The sequence below is a fragment of the Winogradskyella sp. 266wxhm genome (assembly GCF_058964685.1).
The window spans coordinates 3,145,629-3,162,334 of record NZ_CM179559.1 but is presented as its reverse complement, the minus strand read 5'-3'; the positions used below and the strand labels follow the sequence as shown (position 1 = coordinate 3,162,334).

The window sequence follows — 16,706 nt, the reverse complement described above, 5'->3', positions numbered from 1 at the left end:
ATTATTGTTTTTTAGCCTTTCGGCTGCCTTCATACATTTCGTATTTTACAAAACGAGATTCTAGCTTAGCATTAAATACTTTTATTTTTCTAGAGGGACGCAATCCAACCGATTTTAAAGCTTCAAGATTAGAAGTTACCAACCAAGCATTGGTATTTGGGTAACCGTGTTTTAGCGTTGTACCAATATTGCCATAAAACTCTTCAACATTCAAATTTTCTAAACGTTCGCCATAAGGTGGATTAAAAACCATATGCAATTTCTCGCTTCCAGCTTTTTGGGTTTTAAAGAAATCCTCATGCTGAATATGCACAAATTCATCTAAATGTGCATTCTTAATATTGTCCTTAGCCTTTTTTACAGCCGATGGAGATTTATCGTAACCTATAATTTTATGATGAAAATCTCGTGTTTTGTTCAATAACGATTCTTCAATTTTTTCAAACAAATCCACATCCCAATCTTCCCAGCGTTCAAAGGCAAATTCCTTACGCATTAGGTTTGGCGGAATATTACAGGCTATCATAGCTGCTTCTGCCAAAATAGTACCACTACCACACATTGGGTCCATAAAACCTGATTGACCGTCCCAACCGCTCATCATAATTAATCCTGCAGCTAAAACTTCATTTATAGGTGCTATATTAGTCGCCATTTTATAACCTCTTCTATGCAAAGATTCCCCAGAAGTATCTAAAGAAATGGTACAACGCTGACGGTCTATATGCACATTTATTTTTAAATCTGGAAAGCGTAAATCTACATCTGGTCGTGTACCTCCATTTTCCCTAAAACGATCTACAACTGCATCTTTTGTTTTTAGAGCTGTGTATTGTGAATGCGTAAAAACACTATGGTGTACCGTAGCGTCTACAGCCAAAGAACCTGTTGGTTTTAAATAGTCTTCCCACTTTATGTTTTTTACGTTCTTATAAAGGTCGTCTTCCTTAGCAACTCTAAAGGATTTTATAGGTTTTAGAATCTTAATAGCTGTTCTAATACCCATATTGGCTTTATACATAAAACCTTTATCACCAACAAAACTCACATTTCGCACACCTTTCTCAACATCCATAGCACCTAGTTGCGTTAATTCTTTTGCTAGTATATCTTCAAAGCCAAATAATGTTTTGGCTACCATTTTGAAATTATTGTCCATCTTCTTCGTCTAATGAAATGCAAAAATACAGTATTTTTGCAGGACATTTTTTATTATGACAAAATCTACTCAACAATGGTATGCTTCGTGGTTTGACACACCTTATTACCATATATTGTATAAAGATAGAGATCATTCCGAAGCTAAAATGTTTATGGATAATCTCACTAACTACCTTAATATTCCTGAAAACGGAAAAATATTAGACCTTGCTTGTGGTAAAGGCAGACATTCTATTTACCTTAACTCGCTTGGGTTTGATGTTACTGGAATTGATTTATCTGAGCGTAGCATTGCGCATGCCAAACAATATGAAAACAACTCATTAAAGTTTGATGTGCACGATATGACCAAGCCTTACCCTGAAACTTTTGATGCCGTTTTCAACCTTTTCACAAGTTTTGGATATTTTGAAGATGATACTTGCAATCTCAAAACCATTAAAGCTATAAAGACCGAACTTAATGACTTTGGCTTGGGTGTTATTGATTTTATGAATGTTAACCACGTTCTTGAACATTTAGTGGCAGAAGATATAAAAACAGTTGAAGGTATAGACTTTCATCAAAAACGCAGTTATGAGAACGGTTATATTGTTAAGAACATCAATTTTGAAATTAATGGTGAAACCTTTGAATTTCAAGAACGCGTAAAAGCATTTAAACTAGAAGACTTTCAAGAACTTTTTGAACAAGCTGGTGTTTATTTATTGGATGTTTTTGGTGATTATAAATTACGAAAATATCACCCTGAAACTTCCGAGCGAATGATTATGATTTTTAAGTAACTTGCAAGCATGAACAAGTATTTGTTTCCCTTATATGCCGTAATAATAGGTATTTTAATTGCTCAGTTTTCAAAAAAGCAAAATGCCCTATTTACAAAATTACTCCTATCGTTTAGTGGTGCCTTTTTACTAGCCTTAACCCTTTTTGATCTATTACCAGAAGTCTACCATCATGTTGAAGCTAAACTTACAGGCTTGTACATAATGTGTGGTATTTTGCTTCAGATTATTTTAGAATTTTTATCCAAAGGAGCTGAGCATGGCCATATTCACATTCATAAGGATGATACTAAATTTCCTTGGTTGCTATTCATCAGTTTATGCATTCACAGCTTTTTAGAGGGTTTTCCTATTCACCAGCATAACGATATGGTTTATGGTGTACTTATTCACAAAATACCAATTGCTATACTGGTTGCTACATTTTTATTTCAATCGAGTTTTAGTAAATTACAAATCATAAGTTTTTTAGCTGTATTTGCATTAATGACACCTTTAGGAACTTTTATTTCTAATAACACTAGCTTAGCAACCGCATATATAGACGTTGTAAATGCTGTAGTTATTGGTATATTTTTCCATATATCTACCACAATTTTGTTTGAAACTGGTGAAGGCCATAAGTTTAACCTTTCTAAACTCGTTGCGATTTGTTTAGGTATTTTAATCGCCTATTTTATTTAGTATGTTTTCTAAAGAAGAATCACGATTATTACGACAAGAATTCTGGACCAGCTTTGGCAAATCCTTTCCAAGAAAGTGGTTACTTTATGATACTAAAATAAAGGGCTTTTCTTTTAAATTTCATTTTGATACCAAATCTGCTTTGGTGGCTTTAGATCTTGAAGATGATCTGGAAAATCGCATTAATTGTTGGGAAAAGCTTGTTGCTTTAAAAGGTATTTTAAAAAGCGAATATTTACCAGATGTGATTTATGAAGAAGAATATTTTTTAGAAAACGGTAAGGAAATCTCGCGTATCTATTTGACTTTAGAGCAAAAAGCATCTATTCACAACAAAAATACGTGGCGAGAGGTCATGGAATTCTTTAATGAAAACATGAGCTTATTTGAAGCTTTTTTTGAGGAATATAGAGACATGATACAACCTTAGAAGCAAATTACTCTGTATTAGACTTATAGAAAATTAATCGTTAGATTTGTAATAAATACATAGTATGGATATAGTTAATACTTATATCCGGTTGTTGTACGTAATTTTGACCAAACCCAGAACTTAATGAATAAACCTCTAATTTTATTATTTCTATTTTCTCTATTCTATTCGTGTCAAGAAAAATCTTTCAATTACAAAATACTTCAATACGAGGGAACTGACAGCTTGAATACTAAAGTTGTGAAAAAGGTTAAGTTTAATTCAGATAGCTTGGTCATTTACGAGGAATATAGAGGTTATAAATCTGATAATGCAAATAGTATATCCGATGTGAATACAACCTATATTTACAAAGATACTTTGCTGACAAAAACTATAAAGTATCGCCCTAATCTTAAAGGTGTTTGTTGCGACAGTTCAAAAATGGAATTTTTCTACAATAACAAAAACTTATTGGAAAAAAGAATTGCTTACGATTACAGACGAGTATTAAAAAAAGGTATGCCATTTAAGGACAACTTAACCTCTGACGACTTTGAAAAGGAACGTCAATGGAAATTGAGCTCGGAAACTTTTTACTCATACGATAGTCTTGGTCGAAAAATAGAATATAATGCACCTGAAAAACATTGGAGCAGTCAAAACAGATATGTTTGGACTTATGACAATCAAAATAGAATCAAAGAAGAGAAATCTTTTGACCAAGAGAGACTTATTTGGACTAAATTCTATGAATATCAAAAAAACAGTTATAAATATACTATGACTTGGTACGATTATGAGGGAAATCCAAGACATCTAAAAGATAAAAGCAAAAGCTGGGAATATAGACCTCTAAAAATCTGTGAGTATAAGCTTAACGATAATGGACAAGAATTAGAAGAATTAGCAACGACAGAAACAGGAGAATTTATTAGCAAATTAATAACCGAATACGACAGAAAAAATCGAATTGCTAAAACGACTAAATATCTTGAAAAGGACAAACCGATTATGACTCACATTTATGAGTATGAATAAAAAAAACTACGTACAACAACGGCTATAGTTTATTACGGCTGAAATTCCTAATCGGAATTTCAAGCCTTTTTGCTAAATTTATGGTTACGGCGGAATGATACTCGCGTACCATTCCGTAACGAAACCATAGCCAAAACCGTTGTGCATAATGTCCCAAAACCCGCGTAATCTGAATTAAAATTTGAGAAAAAAAGAAATATTTTGGCTGATTGGAACGACAATCCTCGTATTGATTTTTAACACCTTGATTTTCGGAATTGACGCACTGAAATCTGACTCAACTCTTGACATAAATGTTCACGACACTTATTTTGTGATTGCCAATTTTCATTTTATACTATTACTCGGAGTATTGGTGTTTTTTGGAATTTACCTTATCCGAACATTACGCAGGAATTTTAAAAACCTGACTGCAAATCTGATTTTAATGATTTCAACAATTTTGTTTATAATAATCCTAAACGGAATTAGCACAATTGTGGAGAATTTTATTCAACAAACTTCTGGTTGGACTATTTATCCACCTTTGAGTACTGGCAACGGAATAGAACAATTTGAACAAGAAATTGAACCGAAAGAAAATAATTTCGGAATTTTATCAAGTGTTCTTTTTTACACACAAATATTACTGCTGATTTTCTTGGCTTATTGCGGATTTAAAACCGGACTGAATTATAAACGAAATGAATAAAAAAAACTGTGCACAACACTGGCTATAATCCATTGCGGCTGAAATTCCGATAGGAATTTCATTGTAATTTTCTATCTTTCGGCTTAAGCAGGAAAGAATCCTGCGGATTTTCACGCAACGGAACTATACACAAACCGTTAGGTGTATATTAACATTGAATGAAAAAGATCATCCTAATAATATTAGCAATCATAACACTAAACTGTAAGAATACATTTAGTGAAAATGAAAACCTCAACATCGCTAAACAATATTACAAAGCATTAGATCATTCTGATAGTTCACTTATGAACAAGCTAATAGCAGATAGTCTTACAACTCATATAACAGAATACAATTATACAGAAGTGTTCTCTAAAAAAAGATATGTTGAAGATTGGCTAAAATGGGATTCAGTTTTTAATCCGACTTATAAAATTCTAGACATTGTAGAAGACAATGAAAATGTAAAGGTTAAAGTCTCAAAAGTTGATGAAAGAATATTATTTCTTCATCAACAGCCAATCATTACTATTGAAGAAATAACTTTTCTAAATGGAAAACCAACAAAAATTGAGAGTACTTATGATATTTTCAATGTTGAGAAATTTTCTAAAAATGTTGAAGACCTCGTCAATTGGATAAATGATAATCACCCAGAATTAAATGGTTTTTTACATGACCAAACCAAGTCTGGAGGCATAAAATATCTAAAAGCTATTGAACTTTATAAAAAAAAGTACACATACTAAAGCACCATAAAAACCTATGAATAAATGCATTATATTTATTCATCCTAAATAATAGTTCAATGAAAATGAAAAATAAAACTTCGGACTTATTCATTCAGATAATTTCAGTGACAATCGGTGTATTTCTTGGGTATATAATTTCAAATTGGTCTGCTAATAGTAAGGAAAGTGAAAAACTAAAATCACTTGTTGAGAATATAAAAGCCGAAATACATGACAACCAAACAAAGGTCAGCCAAGTTATAGACTACCATCGTATGATTAAAGACAGTACAGGCTATTATCTAAACAAAAAAGATTTAGTAAATTTTAAGCCTACCTTTTTCAAAGGTGTAAACACACTTACATTTTCTAATAGCGCTTATCAAACCGGAATTCAAACAGGTTTATTCAATAAAATGAAACTAAAGAATGTTCAAGCTATCAATGACATCTATACTAAGCAAAGGGCTTATGAAGATTTTGCCAACTTGCTAATGTCTGGTCTTATAACGATGGATTTTGACGAGAACAAAGAAGCTTTTAGAAAAATAGCGATATTTTTATCTATCTCAATGACCGATGTTATTATTAAAGAAGAGCAATTACTTGAAAGTTATTCTAAAGCTGTGGCGTTAATAGATAAATAAAATACAGCAGTCACTACTACTTTTCTTCTCTATAAATACTCGGCAAACTAACCTTAAAACGTACAGCAACTAACCTCACGACAATTACCACAAGTCCGGCAATGATAAAAAGGTAGTTTTCGTCTTTAAGAAATACCCTTAACAAAAAATAAGTAGCTCCACCAAGAATACAAGCTGTAGCGTAAATTTCCTTTCTAAAAATCACAGGGATTTCATTACACAAAATATCACGGATTACACCTCCAAAACAAGCTGTCATAGTACCCAACGCAATACAAATTATAGGATGTAAACCTGCTACTAAAGCGGTTTCTATACCTACAACCGTGTATAAACCTATACCTAGAGTATCAAACAAAAAGAGGGATTTCCTAAGATGCTTCAGTTGATTTCTAAATACTACAGCAAAAATTGCAGAACCAAGAATAACATAAACAAAAGTCATATTTCGCATCCAAGAAACTGGAGCTATACCGATTAAAACATCACGCAATGTTCCGCCGCCTACAGCTGTTACAAAAGCAATAATCAACACACCAAAGGCATCCATACGTTTATGCATAGCGACTAGCACACCAGAAATGGCAAATGCTATGGTTCCTAAAATATCTAGTGTTTGAAAAAACATTTTATTGGCTATTTCTACTTAAACTTCCTAAAAGAGTTTTTATACTCTGAAATCCCGAACTACTTTGAGATCTTGTTTACATACTTTGCGTGTAGTAGTTGTAGTCTTTAATAACTTTTGAAACAAAATCGACAGGTTTTTCTTTAGGCTCAATATCCATAACTTTAATAAGTCGATTATGTAAATTCAATATAATATTATGGTTTCCATTTTTTACAGCTTCATCATATAGATTCTTTATTAATTGCATGTCCTTATCATTAAGCACCATTACCTGACTATAAGTTGGAACATAATCATTAGGAATTTCTCGTAGAAGAGTATCTTGTATGGAAATACGCTCTCGCTCACTAATTACTGTAGTACCAGCAGCAATATCTCCTATGCGTTGTCCATTTCCCTTTATTAAAATCGTAATCGCTGCACCCGCTCCACTTGTAATTGACACATCAATAATTCTTAGAAGCCATCGTATAAAATAATTTGCAAAGCCTGGCTTAGAACCATCTAATTTTACAACACGAGTACCCATTGCAAATTTCCCTACTGTTTTTCCATCAAAAATAGTTTCGAGTAAAACGTAGTATAAAAAAGCTGGTAGAGAAACTATAAGATAAACAGCCCACATATCCCCAAAATCCAAATCAAGAGCTACTAATAATAATATCGAACAAATTACATAAAACAAAATAATAAGACTATCTATAAGGTAGCCCAACATGCGATCTACAATACTTGCCACATTTTGCTGAATGCCTACATTTTGAGCAGTTTCTATTTGATATTCATTCATATTTTCTTTTCTTTGAAAGCCTTAAATAAGTTAATGCATGCGAGAAGCAGCTTTTGTAAAGCAAAATAAAGATAAATGGTTAGAATTTGAAAGTGTTCTTACAAATAAAACCCAGATAAGTCCAAGTGAGCTTTCTGATCTTTATATTGAAGTAACAGACCATCTTAGCTACGCTAAAACATTTTACAAGGGCAGCAACACCGAGCGATATCTTAATCAACTTGCTTCAAAAGCTCATCAAAATATTTACAAAACAAAAAAAGAGCCCAAGAACAGACTGATTTCTTTTTTTAAAACGGAATTCCCAACCATGTTTTACCAACATCATAGGGAATTACTTGTTGCCTTTTTGGTATTTACCCTTTTTACTATTGTTGGTGCTTTTTCAGCAGCTAATGAAGGGGATTTTGTTCGTTCTTTTTTAGGAGATGGTTATGTTAACATGACACTCAACAATATTGAAAAAGGAGACCCTATGGCCGTGTACAAACAACAAGGTGAATTTAATATGTTTTTGGGAATCACTATAAACAATATAAAAGTTGCTTTAATGGCTTTTGCTTATGGAATTATGTTTGGTGTAGGCACACTCTACATAATGATGCAAAACGGTATAATGCTAGGTAGTTTTCAATACTTTTTTTATGATCAAGGACTTTTATGGGAGTCTGCAAGAACTATATGGATTCATGGAACAATTGAAATATCTGTAATAGTTATTGCTGGTTGTGCCGGTTTAGTTATGGGTAATGGCTTATTGTTTACTGGAACATTACCAAGATTAGAATCTTTTAAAAGAGGTGTTATAAATGGCTTAAAAATACTAATAAGTACCATTCCTTTTTTTATAATAGCTGGGTTTTTAGAAGGGTTTGTAACCAGACATACCGAAATGCCTGATTGGTTGGCTATTTTAATAATTTCTTCTTCTTTAGGGCTTATAATATTCTACTATGTATATTATCCTATTAAATTAAACAGAATAAATTTAGAGAAAGACAGCTACAGTTAGTCATCAAAAAATAAAACACACACATAAATATATGACAGAAAAATATATAGAATTTAGAAAACAGCGTGAGTTCAGTTCTTTGCTATCAGACACATTTACTTTTGTTCGAAATGAATTTAAATCATTTATCAAAATAGTTTTTACTGTGGCAGGCCCTTCATTTGTCGCATTTATAATAGCAATGGCCTTTTACACTTACACCGCAGGAGATGTATTTAATTTTGATGTTACATCACCTAACCCTACTGGTTTTAAAAATCCTTTTTTAATAATCATCTCTGCTATGTTTTATTTAATAACTGCTGTTTTAGCCTATGTTTTTGCAGGCTCTGCGGTACTCCACTATATTAAATCGTACATAGAGAATAAAGGTGAAGTAAGCTTGGCGGAAGTAAAACGAAACACTTACAATACATTTTGGGGGTTTCTTGGAGTTAGTTTTTTAAAAGGCTTAATCATTGTCATATCATTGGTGATGTGTGTTTTTCCTGTTCTATATGCAATGGTGCCTATGACAATTGTACTTTGCATATATGTATTTAATTCAAGAAGTGATGTAATGGATTCTTTTGGGCAAAGCTTTAGTTTAGTAAAGGAAGACTTCTGGACAATTTTTGGTGCCATTATAATTTTTGGAATAATTTTATACATATTAAGCTTAATATTCGCTGTACCTGCTATTATCTATACGTATATAAAAATGGGTGTTTTTTCTGGTGAATTTGACCCTGTGAATATGAACAGCTTCGTAGATCCCATTTATATTATCTTAAATATATTGAGCACTTTATTTCAGTTTTTATTAAACCTTATCCTCGTGGTTGCAAGTGCTTTTATGTACTTTCACTTAAATGAAAAGCGCAATTTCACAGGTACATATGACCGTATTAACCAAATAGGCAATACAGAAGAATAAATGCAAGCTTTAAAATTCTTTATTGGTTTTCTTTTTATTTCTCAATTGTGTTTTTCTCAGGTTGAAAATAGACCTGTAAAATATGATGATACTGAAATAAAAAAACAATCTATTTCTGAGGATGACCTAAAAACCTATAAAGAAAATGAAGCTTTTAATTATGTTGAGAAAGAAGCAGACGAAAATTTTTTAGATAAAATTTACAGATGGCTCAACAATCTTTTAAGAGAGTTCTGGGAAGCTATTTTTGGTGTTGGGACCGCGTCTGGTTTTTTGTATTTTGTTTTTCGTGTGCTACCCTATTTATTACTTGCCTTTTTGATATTCTTACTCATAAGATTCTTTGTAAAGGTTAACTCTAAAAATGTTCTTACTAATTCTAAATCAAAAGGAAAAGTAAATTTCACTGAAGAAGAACAGATTATAAAAAACGAAGATATTCCTGAATTGATCAAGAGTGCTATAGAACAAAAAAACTACCGATTAGCAATACGCTATTATTATCTTCTAAGCCTAAAATATCTCATTGATAATAAAAGCATTAATTGGCAACCTCAAAAAACCAATACCGACTATATCAATGAAATTGAAATCAATGAAATAAAAATAAGTTTCCAAAACATTACCAAAATCTACGATTATGTTTGGTATGGAGAATTTAGTGTTAATGACCTAAAATTTGAAAGCTTACGTAAGCCTTTTGAAAACCTTAATCAATCTATTTTAAACTCTTGAGCAAAAAAGGAAAAGTATACATAGGGTTATTAGTCTTCTCTATTTTGACTTTAGTTGTGCTGGAAATGACAAAACCGAAAGAAATAAATTGGTTTCCGTCATTTGCTACGCATCACAAAATACCTTTTGGTTCTTTTGTTTTCAATGAACAATTAGAAAGATTATCTAATGAACTTGTTAGAGCAGAACGCCCACCATTTGAATACCTAAATGATAATGATATTAGTGGCACATACCTTTTTTACAATGGAGAAGTACAATTTGGAAAACCAGAATTAGAACGTCTTCTAGAATGGACATCAAAAGGAAATACACTAGTTGTTTCTTCTATGGTTTTTGAGCAAAAACTGTTAGATACACTAAACCTAAAAACTAGATCAATCAGTAATTTTGATCATTTTACAGATACATACCAAGTACAATTAGCTAACCCTAATTTGAATAATGGTATAACTTATAAGTTTGATCGTCCTACTACATTCTATCATTTCAACAAAATAGATACTTTAAATACAAAAGTTTTAGGCTTTATAGATAAGTACGATGAGGAAAATACAAAAATTAACGATTCGCTTATAAATGTCGTTAGTCAACCTTTTGGCAAAGGCAACATTATCCTAAGTACTTTTCCTCAATCATTCACTAATTATTTCATTCTTCAATCTCCAAACCAAGACTATACTGCAGCATTGCTTTCATATATAGATTTAGATAAGCCTATTTATATTGACGCACATTATAAAAGTGGTAAAAAGATTTACACCTCACCTATGTATTTATTTTTGAATACAAAATCTCTAAAATGGGCTTACTACATTGTATTAATAGGTGTTTTAATCTATATAATTTTTGAAGGAAAACGAAAACAACGTGCCATACCTATTGTAAGGCCACACAGAAACCAAACATTAGATTTCACTAGAACTATCTCTAACATGTATTATGAAAAAGGAAAACATTTGGATATAGCTCAGCATAAAATTCAGTATTTCCTAGAATATATTAGAGATAACATGCATTTGAGTACAGCTGAAATAAATGACACTTTTATTAAAAATCTTGCAGCAAGAAGCAATAATAGCATTGAAGAAACAAGAAGTCTTTTTGAATTAATTAAGAACATAAACAATTCTACTAATATTAACCAAACTCAACTAGAGCGGTTAAATACATTAATAGAACAATTTAAATCCAATAACCAATGGAAAACGAAGGCATAAACGAAGAATTAAATTTTGATAGTAGAATTCCATTAGAGGAACTCAAAAATGCTATAGATAATATCAAATCTGAACTGCAAAAAGTCATTATTGGTCAAGACAGTTTTGTGGAGCTACTTATAGTTGCTCTACTTGCAGATGGACATGTACTTATTGAAGGCGTTCCTGGAATAGCAAAAACAGTGACTGCAAAATTATTTGCTAAAGTATTGAAAACAGATTTTAGCCGTATACAATTTACACCAGACTTAATGCCTAGTGATGTTTTAGGAACTTCTGTCTTAAATATGAAAACTTCAGAATTTGAATTTCAGGAAGGTCCCATTTTTTCAAATATTGTTTTAATAGATGAGATTAACAGAGCACCTGCAAAAACTCAAGCCGCTTTATTTGAAACTATGGAAGAGCGCCAAGCAACAATTGATGGAAAAACTTATAAGTTCGATAATCCGTTTATGGTTCTGGCAACTCAAAATCCAATTGAACAAGAAGGAACCTATGCGCTTCCCGAAGCTCAATTAGATCGATTTATATTCAAAATTAAAGTAGATTACCCTTCATTAGAAGAAGAAATTAAAATTATAGCATCTCACCATAATCGTAAAGGTGAAAAGCCACAAAGCCTTATTAATGCCATTTTAGATACAACTTCTTTAGAGGACTATAAATCTAAAACTCAAGCCGTAGTGGTAGAGGAAAAAATCATAAAATATATTGCGGAAATTGTATCTAAAACCCGTAATCATCCTCATTTATACTTAGGTGGCTCGCCAAGAGCATCTATTGCTATTTTAAATACTTCAAAAGCTTTTGCTGCTATAAGTGGTAGAGATTTTGTTACACCAGAAGACATTAAGAAAGCTTTAAAACCCGTATTAAATCACAGAATTATATTAACGCCTGAAAGAGAGATGGAAGGCATGACCACAGAAAATGTAATTGAGATGATTGTACAATCTGTTGAAGTACCTAGATAATAGAGAAATCAAAAGTTCCTATATGAAATTTTTTAAGTCTTTATACATCCATAAACAGCTATATATTTATTTGGCTATTATCTCGGTGTGTTTTCTTATGTCATATTGGATTCACTTTTTGTACTCATTAGGTTGGATTTTGGTAACCCTAATAATTGTTCTACTTACATTTGACCTAATTATATTATACAAACCTAAGAGCGCAATAACTGCTAGAAGAATTCTACCCGATAAATTTAGTAATAGTGATAACAATATTGTGCCCATAACTATTTCTAACCTATATAGCTTTAAAGTTTTTCTAAAGGTTATTGATGAGTTGCCTATTCAATTCCAAAAAAGAGACTTTTTATATGAGACCTCTTTAGAATCTAATGAGAATCATAACTTTGAATATTTGGTAAGACCGGTTGACCGTGGTGAATACTTTTTTGGTCACCTCAACATATTTGTATCTTCTGTTTTAAAAATAGTCAAAAGAAGATACCAATTTCAAAACGAGCAAATGGTGATGGTTTATCCTTCTATCATTCAAATGCAGAAATATGATTTCCTAGCTATTAGTAATTCATTAAATGAATTTGGCCTAAAAAAGATAAGACGTATTGGACATACATCCGAATTTGAGCAGATAAAAGAATATGTCTCTGGTGATGATTTTAGAACAGTAAATTGGAAAGCCACCGCTAAACGAGCTCAGCTGATGGTAAATCAATTTCAAGATGAAAAATCTCAACCTATATATTCCATTATAGATACTGGAAGGGTAATGAAAATGCCCTTTAATGAATTAAAACTCTTAGATTATGCAATAAACTCAGCACTTGCGTTCAGTAATATAGCACTAAAAAAACAAGATAAAGTTGGTATGCTATCGTTTTCTAAAAAAATCGAAAACTTTTTACCTGCAGTCAGTAAACTAACTTATTTAAATAAAATTTTAGAAGTTCTATACAATATTGAAACAAAATTCACTGATAGCGATTTTGGCTTATTGTATGCTCAGTTAAAACGAAAAGTAACACATAGAAGCTTATTATTACTATATACTAATTTTGAACACCTAAGTGCTCTCAAAAGACAAATGCCTTATCTACAAGCGATATCAAAGAAACATATGCTTGTTGTTATCTTTTTTGAAAACACAGAGCTAGAAACGCTTATAAATCAAAACTCTACCGAGTTACAAGATATTTATCACAAAACCATAGCTGAAAAATTTTCTTTTGAAAAGAAATTGATGGTTAAAGAACTCCAAAAACATGGTATTCAATCTATTCTAACAAAGCCAGAAAACCTCACTATAAATACTATAAACAAGTATCTAGAGATAAAAGCTAGAGGATTAATATAGTTGTTAGTAAACTACTAAATACACTTGTCACTTTTTACTTCCTACTTAAAAAAACAATTCATCCTACCAAAACTACAACTCGGTAGTTTCTTTTATTTTTAGTTGAAGTTCCTTCGGATATTTGAACTGTCATTAACCGATAAAACACAACAATTATGAAAAATTTACTATTTACCATCGCTCTAGTTTTTACAACGCTATTTTCGTTTGCTCAAGATTCTGAAAAAGGTATTACAATTACAGTAACTATAGATAACGTGAAAAATAATGAAGGTACTGTTCTATTATCACTTCATACTTCGGAAACTTTTATGAAAGGAAAAGGAGTAATGAGTGGTGAATCTAAAATTGAAAACAATAAAGTTGTCATCACTTTTGACAATGTAAAACCTGGCGAATATGCCATTTTAGCGCTTCATGATGAAAACAACAACAAGAATATGGACTACGAAACCAACGGCATGCCAAAAGAAGATTACGGAATGTCCAATAATGTAATGTCTTTTGGTCCACCTCAATATGATGATGCAAAATTTAAGGTTGAAAATGAAGATATAGACCTTAACATCAGATTCTAAATAACATAATCAATCAAAAAACGAAAAAGGCAGCTTTTAAAAGCTGCTTTTTTATTTACCAGTACAATCTAAACATAATGTTTGGCGTAATACCTATTGAATAACACTCTATAAGTTCTACTGAATCACTTAAGCTGTTATTACCTCTGTATTCTTTTGTAATTAAATTATGTCTATTGTAAATATTGCGAAGTGAAACACCTACTTTCCCTTTTAAATTGCTCTTTTTCGAAAAATTAAAACTATATGTAGATGACAAGTCTAACCTATGATATACAGGAAGCTTACCTGTATTAATTCCGTTATTAAAATCTAAACCATCATCGCTTTCTTCTGCGATAGTATAAGGTCTTCCTGTTTGCCATTTCCAACCTAGTGATGCCTGAAATCCGTCTTTCTTATAACTAACTGCTGTAGATATAGCATGTGTAACATTAGATTTTGAATTGAAGGATTTGTTTTCATTCAAATTTTTAAATTTACTTCTCGCTCTATTAAAAGAGTAGCTCACCCAAGTATTAAAACCATTAAATCGTTTTTTTAGAAATACATCTAAACCCAATACATTCTGATTTCCTACATTAAACTCACTGTTTTCAGGATTCAAAAACCCTAAGGATAACGCAGAAACATTTTTTAATGTCTTGTAATAAACATCTGTATCTACACTAAAACTTCCTTTCGTATAAATAAAACCTAATGACGTATGATGACTATTAAGTATTGGAAAATCATTTCCATCAATTAATCGCCAGACTTTATTTTCTAGAGATAAATCACTAAAAACTGTTTCATCAACTTCATTTATAATCTGATTTTTAATTTCTGTAGTGGCCTGAAGCTTTAAATAATCACTTATATCTTTATGAATTATCAATCGAGGTTCTAATCTTACAGCATCAATTTCTTTATAATATGAACCTCTTAATCCAAGTGAGAAATTGAAACTGGTTTTACTTTTATAATCTACATTTCCATACAAACTATGTGTTTGTATGATACGTTCTTCTGTATCTAAAACAAAACTTAAATCGGCAGTATTAATAAATGCATAAGCGACATCTTTCAAGTTATATTGGTAACCAAAATTATAGATCAGCACATCCGATTTTCGATAATTTAGCTCTGTAGAAATACCTGAATCGTAAATTGTATTTCGCTTTTCGAAATCCGAAACCTGCTCATTATTTTCTTTTGTAATGAAGTTATAATTAAGACTATAATCCGAAAAAAAGGCTTGACTTTTTTGAGACAATTTATCGTTCCATTTTATATCCCAACCTGCACTATAGCCTGAATTGGTAATCACCAAATTATCATTAAACATTCTATTGGAAGTTGTTTCTTCTGAATTGTAGTCTAACTGATTATCGATATTTATTAAACTCACATAAAATGAATTAGACCTATTGGGTTTATAGTTTAATCGCAATGTATAATCCATGAAAGAAAAGTCGTTTTCACCACTGTCACCCTCACTGATTTTAGTGCTTTCAAATACTTTTTCAGCTAGTTGGTTATACGTTGGAGTTTCAAAAAGTTCCATATAACTTCTCCTAACTGATGCTTGCAAACTCAACTTATCTTTAAGTATTGGCAATTCTAATAACGCATCTACATTGGTACCGTTTGCTCCTAATTCAACATTAAGAGTATTATCTATACTTTCATTTGAAAATATTTCTATGACTGAAGATAAACGCTCTCCATATCTGGAATGAGAACCTTTGTTTATAAAATTGATTTTTGATGCCACATTAGGATCTAATGGTGAAATCATTCCGAATAAATGCCCTTTATGGTAAATATTGATGCCATCCCAAATCAGTCGATTTTGATCTGATGAACCACCTCTTACAAAAAATCCTGAAGCTGTTTCGTTTGGACTTAAAACACCTGGTAATAGTTGAATACTTTCTAGCACATCAGGTTCTGTAAGTCCTGGTAAAATTCCCAACTCTGATGGTACTAATTTAAATGAACCATCTTTATTTTTTTCTATACCACTGGTAAGATAGCTTTTAATGACTACCATATCCAATTCCCTGACCGAAGTCATAATTTCTTCTGAACTTTTTAAAACCACAACATAGCGATTGCTCAGCACATTAAAATTTAGATTAGTCTTTTGTTTTATTAGTTCTAAAATTTCTTTTAAAGTTCTTTTCTTACCAACAATGGATATTTGTTTTTTATCTACATCAATATCTTTATAAGAAAATAGAACATCGTATGTGTTTTCTATCTCAGAAAAAACTTTGACTAAACTTTCGTCCTTAAATTCAAGATAAAAGGCCTCTTCTTGCGAAAAGGCCAATATAGGTTGTAACATTAAAACAAAGACATAGATTAACCTCAT

Annotated in this window: 18 protein-coding genes; 14 read left to right on the top strand and 4 right to left on the bottom strand. The window is 31.4% G+C overall.

Annotation, left to right across the window (positions count from 1 at the left end; all coding sequences use genetic code 11):
- Nucleotide 1: 1 nt before the first annotated feature.
- The gene (locus tag AC2H4K_RS14315; RefSeq protein WP_281139871.1) at nt 2-1,159 is read right to left on the bottom strand and encodes a THUMP domain-containing class I SAM-dependent RNA methyltransferase; all 1,158 of its coding nucleotides are present in this window, start codon (nt 1,157-1,159) and stop codon (nt 2-4) included.
- Between the two features lie 55 nt (nt 1,160-1,214).
- Between AC2H4K_RS14315 and AC2H4K_RS14310 the strand changes: the two genes are divergently transcribed.
- The 7 genes from AC2H4K_RS14310 to AC2H4K_RS14280 all read left to right on the top strand — a co-directional run bounded on the left by AC2H4K_RS14310 (nt 1,215) and on the right by AC2H4K_RS14280 (nt 6,134).
- Nucleotides 1,215-1,946 (top strand): class I SAM-dependent methyltransferase, encoded by a 732-nt coding sequence (locus tag AC2H4K_RS14310; protein WP_281139872.1) that lies wholly within the window; start codon nt 1,215-1,217, stop codon nt 1,944-1,946.
- A gap of 9 nt (nt 1,947-1,955) precedes the next feature.
- Nucleotides 1,956-2,630 carry a ZIP family metal transporter gene (locus tag AC2H4K_RS14305; protein WP_281139873.1) on the top strand — a complete coding sequence of 225 codons (675 nt, stop codon included), beginning with the start codon at nt 1,956-1,958 and terminating at the stop codon, nt 2,628-2,630.
- A gap of 1 nt (nt 2,631) precedes the next feature.
- A complete protein-coding gene (locus AC2H4K_RS14300; RefSeq protein ID WP_281139874.1) occupies nt 2,632-3,060 on the top strand; it encodes a DUF4268 domain-containing protein in 429 nt (142 codons plus the stop codon).
- A gap of 126 nt (nt 3,061-3,186) precedes the next feature.
- Nucleotides 3,187-4,083: a hypothetical protein gene (locus AC2H4K_RS14295; protein ID WP_281139875.1), complete on the top strand. Its 897-nt coding sequence runs from the start codon at nt 3,187-3,189 to the stop codon at nt 4,081-4,083.
- 181 nt (nt 4,084-4,264) lie between these two features.
- Nucleotides 4,265-4,774, top strand: coding sequence for a hypothetical protein (locus tag AC2H4K_RS14290; RefSeq protein WP_281140287.1), 510 nt, complete (start codon nt 4,265-4,267; stop codon nt 4,772-4,774).
- 158 nt (nt 4,775-4,932) lie between these two features.
- Nucleotides 4,933-5,505 (top strand): hypothetical protein, encoded by a 573-nt coding sequence (locus AC2H4K_RS14285; RefSeq protein ID WP_281139876.1) that lies wholly within the window; start codon nt 4,933-4,935, stop codon nt 5,503-5,505.
- Nucleotides 5,506-5,564: 59 nt separating this feature from the next.
- A complete protein-coding gene (locus tag AC2H4K_RS14280; protein WP_281139877.1) occupies nt 5,565-6,134 on the top strand; it encodes a hypothetical protein in 570 nt (189 codons plus the stop codon).
- 16 nt (nt 6,135-6,150) lie between these two features.
- On the opposite strand, the gene AC2H4K_RS14275 is transcribed toward AC2H4K_RS14280, so the two are convergent.
- The gene (locus AC2H4K_RS14275; RefSeq protein WP_281139878.1) at nt 6,151-6,762 is read right to left on the bottom strand and encodes a trimeric intracellular cation channel family protein; all 612 of its coding nucleotides are present in this window, start codon (nt 6,760-6,762) and stop codon (nt 6,151-6,153) included.
- A gap of 76 nt (nt 6,763-6,838) precedes the next feature.
- Entirely contained in the window at nt 6,839-7,555 is a 717-nt protein-coding gene (locus AC2H4K_RS14270; RefSeq protein ID WP_281139879.1) for an RDD family protein, read from the bottom strand.
- Nucleotides 7,556-7,592: 37 nt separating this feature from the next.
- On the opposite strand from AC2H4K_RS14270, the gene AC2H4K_RS14265 reads away from it, so the two are divergent.
- From AC2H4K_RS14265 to AC2H4K_RS14235, 7 genes are all read left to right on the top strand, one after another.
- Nucleotides 7,593-8,567 carry a stage II sporulation protein M gene (locus tag AC2H4K_RS14265; RefSeq protein ID WP_281139880.1) on the top strand — a complete coding sequence of 325 codons (975 nt, stop codon included), beginning with the start codon at nt 7,593-7,595 and terminating at the stop codon, nt 8,565-8,567.
- Between the two features lie 31 nt (nt 8,568-8,598).
- Nucleotides 8,599-9,483 (top strand): hypothetical protein, encoded by an 885-nt coding sequence (locus AC2H4K_RS14260; RefSeq protein ID WP_281139881.1) that lies wholly within the window; start codon nt 8,599-8,601, stop codon nt 9,481-9,483.
- Nucleotides 9,484-10,218, top strand: coding sequence for a DUF4129 domain-containing protein (locus tag AC2H4K_RS14255; RefSeq protein ID WP_281139882.1), 735 nt, complete (start codon nt 9,484-9,486; stop codon nt 10,216-10,218).
- On the top strand, nt 10,215-11,438 hold the full coding sequence (locus AC2H4K_RS14250; protein ID WP_493742535.1) for a DUF4350 domain-containing protein: 1,224 nt from the start codon (nt 10,215-10,217) through the stop codon (nt 11,436-11,438). Before AC2H4K_RS14255 ends, AC2H4K_RS14250 begins: the two co-directional genes overlap by 4 nt.
- Entirely contained in the window at nt 11,420-12,415 is a 996-nt protein-coding gene (locus AC2H4K_RS14245; protein ID WP_281139884.1) for an AAA family ATPase, read from the top strand. Before AC2H4K_RS14250 ends, AC2H4K_RS14245 begins: the two co-directional genes overlap by 19 nt.
- Nucleotides 12,416-12,437: 22 nt before the next feature.
- Nucleotides 12,438-13,769, top strand: coding sequence for a DUF58 domain-containing protein (locus AC2H4K_RS14240; RefSeq protein WP_281139885.1), 1,332 nt, complete (start codon nt 12,438-12,440; stop codon nt 13,767-13,769).
- Between the two features lie 155 nt (nt 13,770-13,924).
- Nucleotides 13,925-14,347 (top strand): DUF2141 domain-containing protein, encoded by a 423-nt coding sequence (locus AC2H4K_RS14235; RefSeq protein ID WP_281139886.1) that lies wholly within the window; start codon nt 13,925-13,927, stop codon nt 14,345-14,347.
- 55 nt (nt 14,348-14,402) lie between these two features.
- Here the strand turns inward: AC2H4K_RS14235 and AC2H4K_RS14230 are convergent, their stop codons facing one another.
- Nucleotides 14,403-16,706, bottom strand: coding sequence for a FecR domain-containing protein (locus AC2H4K_RS14230; RefSeq protein WP_281139887.1), 2,304 nt, complete (start codon nt 16,704-16,706; stop codon nt 14,403-14,405).